Genomic DNA, 15,439 nt, shown 5'->3' with positions numbered 1-15,439 from the left:
AATAAAAAACCCGGCTCGATGGCCGGGTTTTTTGTTCGTGCAACGGGCGTTGCGCCGCGCGGTTCGTCAGAACTGCCACCACGACTTCTTCGCGCCGGGGCGCGAATGGCCCGTGACGTACGGGCTGTCGGGGAACGTGCCCGCGAGCACGCGCTTCGTGTCCTCGGCGAGCTGCGGCTGGTTCAGCTTGTTGTACGACAGGATCATGATGTGCAGCGCATCTTCGATCGCCGGCGCACCCTTGTAATCCTTGATCGCGAGCTGGGCGCGGTTGATTGCCGCCACGTAGGCGCCACGACGGTAGTAGTAGTCGGCCGCGTGCACTTCGTGCGACGCGAGCGCGTTGACGATGTAGCGCATCCGTGCCGCTGCATCGGGCGCGTACTTGCTCTTCGGGAAGCGGTCGACGACGACCTTGAACGCATCGTACGACTCGCGCAGCGCCTGCGGATCGCGTTCGCTCATGTCCTGGCCGGAGAAGCGCCCGAACAGGCCGAGATCGTCGTTGAAGTGGATCATCCCCTTCAGGTAGTACGCGTACGGGATATCCGGATGATCGGGGTGGAGCTGGATGAAGCGGTCGACGGCCTGGTCGGCGGCGGCCGCTTCGTTGTCCTTCCAGTTGCAGTATGCAACGTTGATCTGTGCCTGCTGCGCGAAATGACCGAACGGATCGCGGCCTTGCAGCGATTCGAAATATTTCGCGCACTTGCCCCAGTCGCCGCCGGACAGTGCGTCCTGGGCCTCTGAGTATAATTTGTTATTCGACCAGGTAGCCGTCTCGTCCTGCTTCTGCGGCAAGCCGTGGCAGCCGGCGATGAGGGCCGCGGCCGCTACCGCCGCAGCCCGGGCGGCGGCGGTTCTGGCCGTGCGTTTGGTCGAATTCATCATGCTCGCATGTCCTAGCTTCAAGTCTCGGTGACCCAGTCTAAATGACCCGTTCAAGTTCGCAGAATGCCCAGCCGGGCACACCAAATCGCGAAGATTATAGCCCAAGCGATCGGCCCGCCGACGCTGCGTCGGGGGATTCCCTCGATGACGATCTGGCCGGCGACGTCATGCAGCCGCCCGTCGTACCGTCCGCGGCGGTCGACGAGGCGCCGCGCGTCGTCGAAGTGCCGCTGTCGCTCGCGGGCGAGCGCCTCGACAAGGCGCTTGCCCAGCTGTTCCCCGAATTCTCCCGCAGCCGCCTGCAGAGCTGGATCGAGGCGCAACGCGTGCTCGTCGACGGCGCGCCGGCGAAGATCCGCCAGCCGGTGCCGCTCGGCGCGAAGATCGCGCTCGTGCCCGACCTGCTGCCCGAGCAGCTCGCGTTCACGCCGGAGCCGGTGCCGCTCGACGTGATCTACGAGGACGACGCGCTCGTCGTGATCAACAAGCCGGCCGGCCTCGTCGTGCATCCGGCCGCCGGCAACTGGAGCGGCACGATGCTCAACGGGCTGCTGCATCGCTACGGCGACGCGGCGGCCGGCCTGCCGCGCGCGGGAATCGTCCACCGGCTCGACAAGGAAACCTCCGGCCTGATGGTGGTGGCGCGCACGCTGGCCGCGCAGACGGACCTCGTGCGGCAGTTGCAGGCCCGCACGGTGAAGCGCCGCTACTTCGCGCTCGTGTGGGGCACGATGCCCGAGGAAGGCACGATCGACGCGCCGATCGGCCGCGATCCGCGCGAGCGCACGCGCATGGCCGTCGTCACCGGCGCGTCGGGCAAGCCGGCCCGCACGCATTTCCGTACGGTTGACACATGTCTGTGGCAACGTCAGCCGGTGTCGGCGATCCAGTGCGATCTCGAAACCGGCCGCACGCACCAGATCCGCGTGCACTGCGCGCACATCGGGCACCCGCTGCTCGGCGATCCCGTCTACGGGCGCGCGCGCGGCAAGCGTTCGGTCACGCCGCTGCCGGACGGCTTCGCGCGACAGGCGCTGCATGCGTGGCGGCTCGGCCTCGTGCATCCGGTCACGGGCAAGGCGATGCAATGGCGCTGTCCGCTGCCGGACGACCTGAACACGCTCGTCGCGGCGCTCGGTTTCGGGCAGGGCGACGAGGAATTCGACGACGACGATGGTGTCTACGACGATGACGATTTCGGCGGCGAGTATCACGATGACGAGCCGTACCTGGAAGACGACGAGGAGGCGTGAGTGCCGATGACGAACGTGGCGCCGTTGACGTGGCAGGACTGCGTGCAGCCCGACTGGCAGGTGTCGCCGCGCGTGCGCGCGCTGATCACGACGCGCGACGGCGGTGTGAGCGAAGGCCCTTACGGGCGCTGGCAGGAGGGAGAGGCGCGGCCGGGCGGGATGAATCTCGGCCTGCACACCGGTGACGACCCGGCCCGTGTCGCCGCGAATCGCGCGCGTTTGCTCGCCCTCGCGGGCCAGTCGAGCGCCGCGTGGCTCGAGCAGGTTCACGGTGCGGACATCGTCCGCGCCGACGAGGTGATCGCGGCGGCGCCCGCGGCTGCTGCGCCGGTGCGGGCCGACGCGAGCGTCACGGACCGGGCCGGCGCCGTCTGCGTCGTGATGGTCGCGGATTGCCTGCCCGTGCTGTTGTGCGATGCGCAAGGCCGCGCGGTCGGCGCCGCGCACGCGGGCTGGCGCGGGCTCGCGGCCGGCATCGTCGAGCAGACCGCGGCTCGCGTCGCGGCGCTTGCCGGCGGCGCGACGGACACGCTGCATGCGTACCTGGGGCCGGCGATCGGCCCGCAGGCGTTCGAGGTCGGCGCGGACGTGCGCGACGCGTTTCTCGACACGGCTCCGCAGTCGGAGCATGATGAAACCGGGCTCGCGTTCGTTGCGATCGAGGGCGCGCCCGGCAAGTTTCTCGCCGATCTGTACGCGCTCGCGCGCTTGCGTCTCGCCCGTGCGGGCGTCGCGCACGTGAGCGGCGGGGCGGCTTGCACGGTCGCCGAACAGGCACGCTTCTATTCGTACCGCCGCGATCGCGTGACGGGCCGCATGGCAGCGGCGATCTGGCTGGCCGATTGACGGCATGCGCATGCGTGCGGGATTTGCCGCGTCGCGAAATCGGGTTATCTCGATATTTAGACGGCACTGCGGCATCGCATGCGCAACTGAATGGAAAATCCCGAAGTCAAGCCGGACAAAATGGTTTATGTTTCGCCGGAACCCTTGTCCCGCCTGTTGCACGCGGATTATCTCCGTGCAGAAATGTTCAGTGGTTTGACTTGGCGCTTCACATGGGGAAAACGATAATGATAAAAATACCGCACTGCGGCAGAATCTGGAGACGCCTCTCCAGAGCATGACGGCCCGGCTCGCAGCCGGCACGCCGCGCGCGAGCAGGATTTCACGATTGACGCTCACGAATCACCGGTAAGGCAGGTAATGACAGCATCGAAAAATTCGTCGACGTCCGCTCAGGCGGGCACTTCCGCAGGCAGCACCGGTTTTGATCCGGCCGCCCAGCCGATGCAGCAGATGTTCGAGTCGTGGCTGAACGCGTGGCGCGGTTTTGCAGATCCGGCGCGCGCCGCGACTGCATCGGCCACCGTCAATCCGTTCGCGACTTTCCAGTTTCCGGCTTCGTTTCCGTTCCAGATGCCGTCGATGCCCGATCTCGGTGGCCTCGCGGGGCTTGGCGGCATGGCGTCGCCGTTCGCGGGGCTGAAGCTGCCGGTTGCCGCGATTCCGCCGGAACGGCTCCAGGCGCTGCAGGCCGACTACGCGCGCGATTGCATGACGCTGATGCAGCAGGCTGCCGCCGCGAAGCTCGAGGCCCCCGAACTGAAGGATCGCCGCTTCAGCGGCGACGCATGGAAGTCGTCGCCCGCGCATGCGTTCGCGGCTGCGTGGTATCTGCTCAACGCGCGTTACCTGCAGGAACTCGCCGACTCGCTTCAGACCGATCCGAAGACGCGCGAGCGCATCCGCTTCACGGTCCAGCAATGGACGGCCGCCGCCGCGCCGAGCAACTTCCTCGCACTCAATCCCGACGCGCAGAAATCGATTCTCGACACGCAGGGCGAGAGCCTGCGGCAGGGGATGATGAACCTGCTCGGCGACCTGCAGCGCGGCAAGATTTCGCAGACCGACGAATCGCAGTTCGTGGTCGGCAAGAACCTCGGGTGTACTGAAGGTGCGGTCGTCTACGAGAACGACCTGATCCAGCTGATCCAGTACACGCCGAAGACGGACAAGGTGTTCGAGCGGCCGTTGCTGATCGTCCCGCCGTGCATCAACAAGTTCTACATCCTCGACCTGCAGCCCGAGAATTCGCTCGTCGCGCATGCGCTGTCGAACGGTCATCAGGTGTTCCTGGTGTCGTGGCGCAATGCGGACGCATCGGTCGCGCACAAGACGTGGGACGACTACATGAACGAAGGGCTGCTCGCGGCGATCGACGCCGTGCAGCAGGTCAGCGGCCGCGAGCAGATCAACACGCTCGGCTTCTGCGTCGGCGGCACGATGCTCGCGACCGCGCTCGCGGTGCTTGCCGCGCGTGGCGAACATCCGGCCGCGTCGATGACGCTGCTCACCGCGATGCTCGACTTCAGCGATACCGGCATCCTCGACGTGTTCGTCGACGAGGCGCACGTGCAGATGCGCGAGCAGACCATCGGCGGCAAGAACGGCACGCCACCGGGGCTGATGCGCGGCGTCGAGTTCGCGAACACGTTCTCGTTCCTGCGTCCGAACGACCTCGTGTGGAACTACGTCGTCGACAACTACCTGAAGGGCCGCACACCCGCGCCGTTCGACCTGCTGTACTGGAACAGCGATTCGACCAGCCTGCCGGGCCCGATGTACGCGTGGTACCTGCGCAATACCTATCTCGAGAACAAGCTGCGCGAGCCGGGCGCGCTGACCGTATGCGGCGAATCCGTCGACCTGTCGCTGATCGACGTGCCGACCTTCATCTACGGTTCGCGCGAGGATCACATCGTGCCGTGGCAGACGGCCTACGCGTCGACGTCGATCCTGTCGGGCCCGTTGAAATTCGTGCTCGGCGCGTCGGGGCATATCGCGGGCGTGATCAATCCGCCGGCGAAGAAGAAACGCAGCTACTGGGTCAACGACGACCTGCCCGAATCCGCGGACGACTGGTTCGCCGGTGCGGCCGAGCAGCCGGGCAGCTGGTGGCCGACGTGGGTCGAATGGCTCGATGCGTACGGCGGCCGCAAGGTGGCGCCGCCGGCCGAGGCGGGTTCCGCGCAGTTTCCGGTGATCGAGCCGGCACCCGGGCGCTACGTATTGCAGCGCGATTGACGAAAACCGGACAGCGGCGCACGCTGTCCGGAGCACCGCAGTTTTTTTAACAGGGCCGGTAACGATGCGCCGTGTCGTGCGGGCCTGGAGGAAAGGGAAATGACGGACGTAGTGATCGTATCGGCCGCGCGGACCGCGGTCGGCAAATTCGGCGGCTCGCTTGCGAAGATTGCAGCGCCGGAGCTGGGCGCGACGGTGATCCGCGCGGTGCTGGAGCGTGCGGGCGTGAAGCCCGATCAGGTCAGCGAAGTGATCATGGGCCAGGTGCTGACGGCCGGTTCGGGGCAGAACCCGGCGCGGCAGTCGCTGATCAAGGCCGGGCTGCCGAACGCGGTGCCGGGGATGACGATCAACAAGGTGTGCGGCTCGGGCCTGAAGGCCGTGATGCTGGCGGCGAACGCGATCGTCGCGGGCGACGCGGACATCGTGATCGCGGGCGGCCAGGAGAACATGAGCGCGTCGCCGCACGTGCTGCCGGGCTCGCGCGACGGGTTCCGGATGGGCGACGCGAAGCTGGTCGACACGATGATCGTCGACGGCCTGTGGGACGTGTACAACCAGTACCACATGGGCATCACGGCGGAGAACGTCGCGAAGGAATACGGGATCACGCGCGAGGAGCAGGACGCGTTCGCGGCGCTGTCGCAGAACAAGGCGGAAGCCGCGCAGAAGGCCGGCCGTTTCGACGATGAAATCGTGCCGGTGTCGATTCCGCAACGCAAGGGCGAGCCGCTGCAGTTCGCCACCGACGAATTCGTGCGTCACGGCGTGACGGCGGAATCGCTGGCCGGTCTGAAGCCGGCGTTCACGAAGGACGGCTCGGTGACGGCGGCGAACGCGTCGGGGCTGAACGACGGGGCGGCGGCGGTGCTGGTGATGTCGGCGCAGAAGGCGGCGGCGCTCGGCCTGACGCCGCTGGCGCGGATCAAGGCGTACGCGAACGCGGGCGTGGATCCGAGCGTGATGGGCATGGGCCCGGTGCCGGCGTCGCGCCGGTGCCTGGAGCGCGCGGGCTGGACGCCGGGCGACCTGGACCTGATGGAAATCAACGAGGCGTTCGCGGCGCAGGCGCTGGCGGTGCACAAGCAGATGGGCTGGGACACGTCGAAGGTGAACGTGAACGGCGGGGCGATCGCGATCGGCCATCCGATCGGCGCGTCGGGCTGCCGGATCCTGGTGACGCTGCTGCACGAGATGGCCAAGCGCGACGCGAAGCGCGGGCTGGCGTCGCTGTGCATCGGCGGCGGGATGGGTGTCGCGCTCGCGGTCGAGCGCCCGTAACCGGCTGTTCGTCACCGTCGAACCGAATCCGGGCGCCGGCCGATTGCGGCTTCGGCCGGCGCCACGTGAAGTCAGAGGGAGCCTCGATAGCTCTCGAAACCAAAAAATGGAGTGAGATTCATGTCTCAGCGAATTGCGTACGTAACGGGCGGGATGGGCGGCATCGGCACCAGCATCTGCCAGCGTCTGTCGAAGGACGGCTTCAAGGTCGTCGCGGGTTGCGGCCCGAACTCGCCGCGCCGCGTGAAGTGGCTCGAGGACCAGAAGGCGCTCGGCTACGACTTCATCGCGTCGGAAGGCAACGTCGGCGACTGGGACTCGACCAAGGAAGCATTCGACAAGGTCAAGGCCGAAGTCGGCGAGATCGACGTGCTGGTCAACAACGCGGGCATCACGCGCGACGTCGTGTTCCGCAAGATGACGCATGAAGACTGGACGGCCGTGATCGACACCAACCTGACGAGCCTCTTCAACGTGACGAAGCAGGTGATCGACGGGATGGTCGAGCGTGGCTGGGGCCGCATCATCAACATTTCGTCGGTGAACGGCCAGAAGGGGCAGTTCGGCCAGACCAACTACTCGACCGCGAAGGCCGGCATTCACGGCTTCACGATGTCGCTCGCGCAGGAAGTCGCGACGAAGGGCGTGACGGTCAACACGGTGTCGCCGGGCTACATCGGCACCGACATGGTGAAGGCGATCCGTCCCGACGTGCTCGAGAAGATCGTCGCGACGATCCCGGTGCGGCGTCTGGGCGGCCCGGAGGAAATCGGCTCGATCGTCGCGTGGCTCGCGTCGAACGATTCCGGCTTCGCGACGGGCGCCGACTTCTCGCTGAACGGCGGCCTGCACATGGGCTGACGCCCGGGCTGCGCGGGCCGGGTGGCCGCGCAGCCGGGTGGGTTCCGAAGGCCCCCGCCTCCCGGATTCGGGCGGCGGGGATTCGTCACTTGCGCTTGCGCTACGCTGCACTGAAAGGCGTTACATGACTACTACAAAGAAGACTGCCGAACGGCTCATCAAGAAGTACCCGAACCGCCGGCTCTACGATACCGAGACAAGCACGTACATTACGCTCACGGACGTCAAGCAGCTCGTGCTGGAGCAGGAGGACTTCAAGGTCGTCGATGCGAAATCCAACGAAGACCTGACGCGCAGCATCCTCCTGCAGATCATTCTCGAAGAGGAAAGCGGCGGCGTGCCGATGTTCTCGTCGTCGATGCTGTCGCAAATCATCCGTTTCTACGGCCATGCGATGCAGGGCATGATGGGCACGTACTTGGAAAAGAACATCCAGGCGTTCATCGACATCCAGAACAAGCTCGCGGATCAGTCGAAGAACCTGTACGACACCAACGCGATGAATCCGGAAGTCTGGTCGCAGTTCATGAACATGCAGGCGCCGATGATGCAGGGGATGATGACCAGCTACATCGAGCAGTCGAAGAACATGTTCGTGCAGATGCAGGAGCAGATGCAGAACCAGGCGAAGTCGATGTTCAGCACGTTCCCGTTCAAGCAGCCGGGTGCGTCGGAGCCGGAAAAGAAGTAATTAATCGTGGCGCGGCACGCCGGCCGCGGCGGCGCGAGCCGTCGGGCGACGGGGCCGCAAAGCAGCGCGGGCAGCGCAGCCGATCGTGTGTTCGGGCATGACGATGCGCGGCCGCTGCCTGCCGTGAGATGCCGCCGACGGTCGTTCATGATCGTCGGCACCGATGCGCGTGCCGGGCAACGGCGTGCATGACCGTCGTCCAGTCGATCGAGATCCCGTCATCAACGAATGAAAGCCGGGGTGCGCTGCGCCGGAGCGCGTGCGTTCGCACCGCGGCGCGGGGTGTGTGCCTGTCGCACCCGAAGCGGCGCTGCACGGTGACGCGCGGTACCGGTTCCGGTTGCGACGATACAGGCGATGCCGGGTCGACCCGGCGCGACCAAGAACAACAAACCGATTGAGAGAGCGCATGCGAGGGATTCGAATGGCATCGGCCGGCAGGCTCGCCGGTCTTGCTTCGATGTTCATGTGTGGCATGGGCCTGGCCTTGCCGGCCCTGGCGATCGATTGCGCGAAGGCCGTGCAACCGGTCGAGAAGCGCATCTGCGCGAGCCCCGCGCTGCGGGCAGCCGACGCGAGGATGAATACGGCCTATGCGGGCGCGCTGAAGGCCGCGCCGGACGCCGCGATCCGCGACATGCTCGTGCGCAGCCAGCGGCGCTGGATCGGCGCACGCAACAACCGACTCGATGCCGATTACGATGGCCATCCGATGGCGGTCGACGAAGTGCGCAAGGCCATCGATCGGCGCACGGCGATGCTGGCCGATCGGTCGGCCAAAGGGCTGATCGCGCGGGCGCTGGCCGAGCGGCAGTGGCTCGCGAAATATACCGGCGGCCCGTTGACCGGTTTCGATGGCAACTGCGATTTCATTCCGGACGACGCGAGCGGCACGCACGTGTCCTACGCGTGCTTCGGCGCGGTCCACGTGCAGCATCGTGCGCGGATCTGCAGCCAGAGCGAGGACTGGGCGACCGGCGCGGTCTATCAATACCGCTCGGTGAGTGCGACCGTCGGCGGGAAGGTGCATCCGGTGGCGTTCTGCGAGGCGCAGGCGCATGCGCAATCGTGCGATGGCGGCGGCGCGCAGTCAGGATGGGTACGGGCCGGTGCGTCCGGCGTGGATGGCCGCGCGCCTGCGCCGGCCGCGGGCATGCCGCAACTGGATGCGGAAATGTGGCCGATCGGCGACGGCGACGATGCAGTGTGGTTCGAGCGGTGTCTGACTGCGCCGGTGTTTCCGGATGCGCGGTGACGGGCAACGCTTCATGTTCCTGCACGGCCCGCGATCGCGGGCCGGGTCGTTTTTCGTCGGCAGGGGTTTCGTGCGCAGCCGATGTCGATCGATCGTCGACTGCGATGTCGCGCACGCGTGCGCTGCGTGGTCATCGGTTCGGGCCGATGGCATGCGTTGCTGCGGTGCTCAGTGCGCGGGACCGAAGTCCTGATCGTCGTCCGGCGGAGGAAGGTCGAGCACGAGCTTGACGGCGCAGTAATTCGCCTTGAGCGAAAACACGCGGCCGATCACGAGGAACGTCTGTCGCGAATGCTCGAGCTCGACGAAGTCGCCCGGTTGCGGCACATGCGCGCCCTGGTCGTAGGAGAAACTGGTGCTGGTTTGCTCGCCGACGGCTTCCGCTGCGTGTTCGGTGAATTCGATCGTGATGTGGGTGGTCATGCGAGCCCCGTCATGGGTGGTGTGAAGCGGTTGGAGGTTCCGATTCTCGCATAACGGCGCCTCGCGTCCGGGGCGATTGTCGTGCGCCGGGCTCCGGCGCACTCGAGTCCGCACGCGTCGAGGATGTTCCACGAGCGTTGCAGCGAACCTCCCGTTGGAGAGCCGTGGCAGTGCGATGGCGGCGGCCCGGCCGAAGCCGGGCGCGGCGCGGAACGAAGCGAGGTTGCGGTTATTTCTCCGCAAACGTGCCCGCTTCCACCAACGTCATCTTGCCGGGGTCCAGGTACGTGCGGATGGCGGTGTTGACCTGCTCGACGGTCAACGCGCGCACGCGCTCGGGATAGGTGTCCAGGTCGCTCAGCGGGCGGTCCTGGAGCACCGTCTGGGCGATCATGGCGGCCATCTGGCCGGTCGTTTCCATGGCGACTTGATGGCGGCCGATCATGCCGTCCTTGCGGGCATCCAGTTCCGCCTGCGTCACGCCCTGTTTCCACCAGGTGTCCAGAATGCGGCGCGTGCTGGTGACGCCCTTGTCCAGCAGAGGCGGGGCGAAACTGCTGGTGATGACGAATCCGCCGTCCATCAGCGAGAGCCCGGACAGGCCGGCACGGATGCCGTAGGTCAGGCCCTCCTGATCGCGCACCCCTGCCATCAGCCGGCCGGTGAAGCCGTTGCCCAGGATGTTGACGGCCGCGCTGAGCGGCAGGTAGTCGGCATCGTTGGCGCGCAGGTCGATGGCCTGACCCAGCATCACGCTGATGGATTCCTTGTCCCCCATGGCGATGCGCTGTATGTCGGGCTGACTTGCCTTGCGCGGCGGCCCCCGCCGCACGAGCGCCTGGCCGCCGCTCCAGCCCGCGAACGCTTCGGTCACGAGGGACTGCAGGCGGCGAGGGTCCGCGCCGCCGACCACGACCAGCGTCATGTGTGCAGGCCCGTAATAGGCTTGATGAAAGGCCTTGATGTCGTCCAGCGTGGCGGCGGCGATGGCCTCGAGCATCCGCTCGCGCGGCACCGGGGCGTTGAGGTGCGCGGCGGGGTAGATCGACTGGTTCAGCGCCTCGCTGGCCCGGACCGACGGGTTTTCCGCGGCGTTGCGGACCGCGGCCTCCAGCCGCGTCTTGGCCTTGGCCAGTTCCTCCGGCTTGAAGGCCGGCCGGCGCAACTGCTCGGCCATCAGGTCGATCAGCGTCGGCAAATCCTTGGTCAGGCTTTGGCCGTAGATGCCGACGTAGCCTCCGTCGGTCCGGAACGACAACTGGGCGCCCAGGCTCTCCAGCAGCGCGGAGATCGCCACCTTGTCGCGACGGGTGCTGCCCTCCTGCAGCAACATGCCCGTCAGCAACGGCACGGCGGGATTGGCTGCCTTGCTGGCCGTGTCGGCATCGCCCAGCGGCATCACGCCGGCAACGGACACCATTTCCCGCGGCGACATCGAATAGGTCAGCAGCGCGATGCTGCCGGCCTGGGTGCGCACGATGCGATCGGCGATGCCCGCATGAGCGGCAACAGGCAGCCACAGCACGGCGAACCACACGAACCACGTCCGCAGATGGTTGAAACGAGCCTGCATCATGACGATTTCTCCGGAACGAACCAGCCGGTGGTGCTCTGGTTTTCAACGAGGTACTTGCGGGCGACGCGCTGCACATCGGCGGGCGTCACCTTCTCCAGTTCTTCGAGCTCGGTGACGAACCGTGTCCAGTCGCCCAGCGAGACCGCGTGGCCCAATCGGGCGGACGTCAAGCCGACGCCGTCACGCTGGTAGATCTGATCGGCCCGGTAAGGGCCCAGCACCCGCTGGATATCGTCGCGCGTGACGCCCTCGGTCTTGACTCGCTCCAGTTCGGTCCAGACGACTTTCTCGGCCTGCTCGTGTTTCGCGTCGGGCGGCAGGCTGACCGTCACCACGAACGGGCCGGGATCACGCAGCGCATGGAAGCTGGCGCCGGCATGCGTGGCAACCGCGGTGTCGACCAGTGCGCGATACAGCCGGCTGCTCTTGCCCTGGCTCAATACCAGGCCCAGGACGGTCAGGGCCGCCGCATCGGGGTCGAGCGCGCGCGGCGCCTTGAAGGCGATGATCAGATTGCCTGTCGCGCCAGCGCGCTTGAGCACCAGCCGTCGTGGCCCCTGCTGCGGAGGTTCCTCGGTCGTGACCACCGGGATGGGCTGGGGCGCGCGCGGAATGCCGCCGTAATACTGCTTGATCCAGCCCAATGCCTGGTCCGGCCGGAAATTGCCGACCAGGATGACGACGGCATTGTCCGGCCAGTAGAAGGTGTCGTAGAAGCGGCGCAGCTTGTCCACGCTCGCATGCTCGATGTCGCTGCGCCAGCCGATGGTGGGATGGTGGTAGGGGTGTGCCTGGTAAGCCGTGGCCATGACCTGCTGGAACAACGCGGTGACAGGACTGTTCTCGCCCCGCTCGTACTCGTTGCGTACCACCGTCATCTCGCTGGCCAGGTCTTCCGGGCGCAGCAGGAGGTTGCGCATGCGGTCGGCCTCGATGGCGATGTAGCCTTCCAGCGCGTCGCGCCCCAGCGTGCCGAAGTAGTTGGTGCGGTCCATCGAGGTGGTTGCGTTGAAGGTCGCGCCCACGCGCTCCATGTAGCTGTTCAGCGAATTGCCGAGCGCCTTGTTGTAATGCTGGCTGCCCTTGAACATCAGGTGCTCGAGCAGGTGGGTGTCGCCGGTCGTGCCGGCGGCCTCGTTGCGTGAACCCACCTGGTACAGCACCTGGAAACTGACCACCGTCGCTGCAGGATCGGGCAGGGCCAGCACGGTGAGGCCGTTGGCATCCAGGCGGTATTCGTCGATGCCGCCCAGGGAGCGCACGTGGGTAAAGCCCGCGACCTCGACGGGTTGAGCCATCGCGGTGCCTGCAATCAACAGGTACAACGAGAGCCCGGTGCATATCAAACGTCGTACTGACATGAAACGTCCTTTCGTGTGGGCGGGATGAACGCGGAAGATCGGGCGCCGGCTCGACGGTCGGTCGACCTGACCTGCGCCGAGTGCGGCGAACGTGAAGTTTTTCATATTTTCCGATGCGCGTTGAGCGATGGTGCGTGGCGAGGGCATCGCCGCCGGGATGCACCCGTTGAACGTGCAGGTCACCTGAACGCGATTGTCGGGCCCGGACGTCTTTCGATGGCGCATCGCGCCGAGGTCTGCCGGCGAGCAACGGTGGGCAGGCGATTGTTTCAGAATGAAAAGGGACGCATCAAGTCGCCTCGCATGACAGGCCGTTGACGCGTCGTGCCGCCGATTTGACGGTCGACGCCGTCGCCGACCGCCTGTTTTGCCTCGCCACCCCTAAATCGCTGTAAACTCACGCTTTTGCTGCCACGCCCCCACATTCCAGATGTCCCAATCCCCCAAAGTAGGGTTCGTATCCCTCGGGTGCCCCAAGGCGCTCGTCGACTCCGAACAGATCATCACGCAGTTGCGCGCCGAAGGTTATGAAATCTCCGGCACCTACGACGGCGCCGACCTCGTCGTCGTGAACACCTGCGGCTTCATCGACGAAGCCGTGCAGGAAAGCCTCGACGCGATCGGCGAAGCGCTGACCGAGAACGGCAAGGTGATCGTCACCGGCTGCCTCGGCGCGAAGTCGAGCGCGAGCGGCTCGAACCTGATCGAGGAAGTCCATCCGAAGGTGCTCGCCGTCACCGGCCCGCACGCGGTGGGCGAAGTGATGCAGGCCGTGCATTCGCACCTGCCGAAGCCGCACGACCCGTTCACCGATCTCGTGCCCGCCGCCGGCATCAAGCTCACGCCGCGTCACTACGCATACCTGAAGATTTCCGAAGGCTGCAACCACCGCTGCACGTTCTGCATCATCCCGTCGATGCGCGGCGACCTCGTGTCGCGCCCGGTCGCCGAAGTGATGCTGGAAGCCGAGAACCTGTTCAAGTCGGGCGTGAAGGAACTGCTCGTGATCTCGCAGGACACGAGCGCCTACGGCGTCGACGTGAAGTACCGCACGGGCTTCTGGAACGGCAAGCCGATCAAGACGCGCATGACCGACCTGGTCGCCGCGCTCGGCGAACTCGCCGCGCAGTACGGCGCGTGGGTGCGCCTGCACTACGTGTACCCGTATCCGAGCGTCGACGAAGTGATTCCGCTGATGGCCGAAGGTCCGTTCAAGGGCCACGTGCTGCCGTATCTCGACGTGCCGTTCCAGCACGCGCACCCCGAGGTGCTGAAGCGCATGAAGCGCCCGGCGAACGCCGAGAAGGTGCTCGAGCGCGTGCAGAAGTGGCGCGAGATCTGCCCGGACCTGACGATCCGCAGCACGTTCATCGCGGGCTTCCCCGGCGAGACGGAAGAGCAGTTCGAAACGCTGCTGGACTTCATCCGCGAGGCGGAACTCGACCGCGTCGGCTGTTTCGCGTATTCGCCGGTCGAAGGCGCGACCGCGAACGAACTCGACGGCGCGCTGCCGGACGACGTCCGCGAGGCACGCCGCGCGCGCTTCATGGAAGTCGCCGAGGAAGTGTCGGCGAATCGCATCCAGCGCAAGGTCGGCAAGACGCTCAAGGTGCTGATCGACGAAGTCAGCGAGGAAGGCGGCATCGGCCGCACCGCGGCCGACGCGCCGGAGATCGACGGCGTCGTCTATGTCGAACCGGCGGCGAAGGCATCGAAGCGCTACAAGGTCGGCGATTTCGTGTCCGTGAAGATCACGGGCGCGGACGGTCACGATCTGTGGGGCGAGGTGTAAGCGATGGCCGCCGCCTTTCCGGAGATCCTCGCGCTCGGTGAGGCGATGATCGAATTCAACCAGTCGCAGCCGGGCCGTCCCGAATTCCTGCAGGGCTTCGGCGGCGACACGTCGAACTTCTGCATCGCGGCGGCGCGCCAGGGCGCGTCGACGGGCTTCGTGTCGGCGATCGGCGACGATCCGTTCGGCCGGCTGCTGGCCGGCATGTGGCAGGCGGAACAGGTCGACACGACGTACGTGCGGATCGACCGCACGGCACCGACCGGCGTGTATTTCGTCACGCATGGCGCGGACGGTCACCAGTTCGACTATCTGCGCGCGGGTTCCGCGGCGAGCCGTTATGCGGCGGCCGACCTGCCGGTCGACGCGCTCGCGGCCGCGAAGGCCGTGCACCTGTCGGGCATCAGCCTGGCGATCAGCACGGCCGCGTGCGACGCGGCGTTCGCGGCGATCGACCATGCGCGCCGCCACGGCGCGAAGGTCAGCTTCGACACGAACCTGCGCCTGAAGCTGTGGCCGCTGCCGCGGGCCCGCGCGGTGATGCGCGAGGCGCTGCGCCAGACGGACATCTGCCTGCCGAGCTGGGACGACGTCACGGCACTGACGGGCGCGAACGATCGCGATGCGATCGTCGATGCGATGCTCGAACACGGGCCGCAGGTCGTCGCGCTGAAACTCGGCAAGGAAGGCGCGTATGTCGCGACGCCGAGCGAGCGGCGCGTCGTGCCGGGCTTCACCGTCGAGGCCGTCGATGCGACGGGCGCGGGCGATTGTTTCGGCGGCGCCTTCGTCGCGCGGATCGTCGCGGGCGACGATCCGTTCGCGGCCGCACGTTACGCGAACGCGGCGGCGGCGCTGTCGACGACGGGTTACGGCGCGGTCGCGCCGATTCCGCACCGCGACGCGGTCGCGCGCCTGATGCAGGGCTGACGCGAAATACGCGCGCCGGCCGTGGTTCCGCACGACGG

General features: G+C 66.6%; 13 protein-coding genes. 9 read left to right on the top strand and 4 right to left on the bottom strand.

The annotated features are described in order from the left end of the window. Positions 1–66: 66 nt before the first annotated feature. The gene (locus WJ12_RS09010; protein ID WP_034188625.1) at positions 67–891 is read right to left on the bottom strand and encodes an outer membrane protein assembly factor BamD; all 825 of its coding nucleotides are present in this window, start codon (positions 889–891) and stop codon (positions 67–69) included. A gap of 41 nt (positions 892–932) precedes the next feature. Here WJ12_RS09010 and WJ12_RS09005 point away from each other — a divergent pair, with 41 nt between their 5' ends. From WJ12_RS09005 to WJ12_RS08970, 7 genes are all read left to right on the top strand, one after another. Continuing rightward, a complete protein-coding gene (locus WJ12_RS09005) occupies positions 933–2,144 on the top strand; it encodes an RluA family pseudouridine synthase (RefSeq protein ID WP_034188624.1) in 1,212 nt (403 codons plus the stop codon). A gap of 6 nt (positions 2,145–2,150) precedes the next feature. Further along, positions 2,151–2,990, top strand: coding sequence for a peptidoglycan editing factor PgeF (gene pgeF, locus WJ12_RS09000; RefSeq protein ID WP_059561885.1), 840 nt, complete (start codon positions 2,151–2,153; stop codon positions 2,988–2,990). Positions 2,991–3,350: 360 nt separating this feature from the next. After that, a complete protein-coding gene (phaC, locus tag WJ12_RS08995; RefSeq protein ID WP_059561596.1) occupies positions 3,351–5,231 on the top strand; it encodes a class I poly(R)-hydroxyalkanoic acid synthase in 1,881 nt (626 codons plus the stop codon). Positions 5,232–5,330: 99 nt separating this feature from the next. Further along, positions 5,331–6,512 carry an acetyl-CoA C-acetyltransferase gene (locus tag WJ12_RS08990; protein ID WP_069245635.1) on the top strand — a complete coding sequence of 394 codons (1,182 nt, stop codon included), beginning with the start codon at positions 5,331–5,333 and terminating at the stop codon, positions 6,510–6,512. A 120-nt stretch (positions 6,513–6,632) separates the two neighbouring features. Beyond that, complete coding sequence (locus WJ12_RS08985) at positions 6,633–7,373, top strand: 3-ketoacyl-ACP reductase (RefSeq protein WP_006491801.1); 741 nt, start codon at positions 6,633–6,635, stop codon at positions 7,371–7,373. A gap of 124 nt (positions 7,374–7,497) precedes the next feature. Beyond that, positions 7,498–8,064, top strand: a complete 567-nt coding sequence (phaR, locus tag WJ12_RS08980; protein ID WP_034186777.1) for a polyhydroxyalkanoate synthesis repressor PhaR — start codon at positions 7,498–7,500, stop codon at positions 8,062–8,064. 286 nt (positions 8,065–8,350) lie between these two features. Further along, complete coding sequence (locus tag WJ12_RS08970; RefSeq protein ID WP_226103848.1) at positions 8,351–9,319, top strand: lysozyme inhibitor LprI family protein; 969 nt, start codon at positions 8,351–8,353, stop codon at positions 9,317–9,319. Positions 9,320–9,487: 168 nt separating this feature from the next. On the opposite strand, the gene WJ12_RS08965 is transcribed toward WJ12_RS08970, so the two are convergent. The 3 genes from WJ12_RS08965 to WJ12_RS08955 all read right to left on the bottom strand — a co-directional run bounded on the left by WJ12_RS08965 (position 9,488) and on the right by WJ12_RS08955 (position 12,784). Then, positions 9,488–9,742 (bottom strand): hypothetical protein, encoded by a 255-nt coding sequence (locus tag WJ12_RS08965; protein WP_034186779.1) that lies wholly within the window; start codon positions 9,740–9,742, stop codon positions 9,488–9,490. Between the two features lie 229 nt (positions 9,743–9,971). Continuing rightward, positions 9,972–11,318, bottom strand: coding sequence for a M16 family metallopeptidase (locus WJ12_RS08960; protein WP_059557612.1), 1,347 nt, complete (start codon positions 11,316–11,318; stop codon positions 9,972–9,974). Then, positions 11,315–12,784 (bottom strand): M16 family metallopeptidase, encoded by a 1,470-nt coding sequence (locus WJ12_RS08955; RefSeq protein ID WP_226103849.1) that lies wholly within the window; start codon positions 12,782–12,784, stop codon positions 11,315–11,317. The genes WJ12_RS08960 and WJ12_RS08955 overlap by 4 nt, the downstream gene beginning before the upstream one ends. Positions 12,785–13,109: 325 nt before the next feature. Between WJ12_RS08955 and rimO the strand changes: the two genes are divergently transcribed. Both rimO and WJ12_RS08945 read left to right on the top strand, forming a co-directional pair. Further along, the gene (rimO, locus tag WJ12_RS08950; RefSeq protein WP_034186781.1) at positions 13,110–14,471 is read left to right on the top strand and encodes a 30S ribosomal protein S12 methylthiotransferase RimO; all 1,362 of its coding nucleotides are present in this window, start codon (positions 13,110–13,112) and stop codon (positions 14,469–14,471) included. A gap of 3 nt (positions 14,472–14,474) precedes the next feature. Then, the gene (locus tag WJ12_RS08945; RefSeq protein WP_059557613.1) at positions 14,475–15,401 is read left to right on the top strand and encodes a sugar kinase; all 927 of its coding nucleotides are present in this window, start codon (positions 14,475–14,477) and stop codon (positions 15,399–15,401) included. Positions 15,402–15,439: the final 38 nt, after the last annotated feature.

This window comes from Burkholderia seminalis, from assembly GCF_001718535.1.
Taxonomy (GTDB): domain Bacteria; phylum Pseudomonadota; class Gammaproteobacteria; order Burkholderiales; family Burkholderiaceae; genus Burkholderia; species Burkholderia seminalis.
The sequence above is the reverse complement of the archived record's forward strand: the minus strand, read 5'-3'. Positions and strand labels throughout refer to the sequence as shown.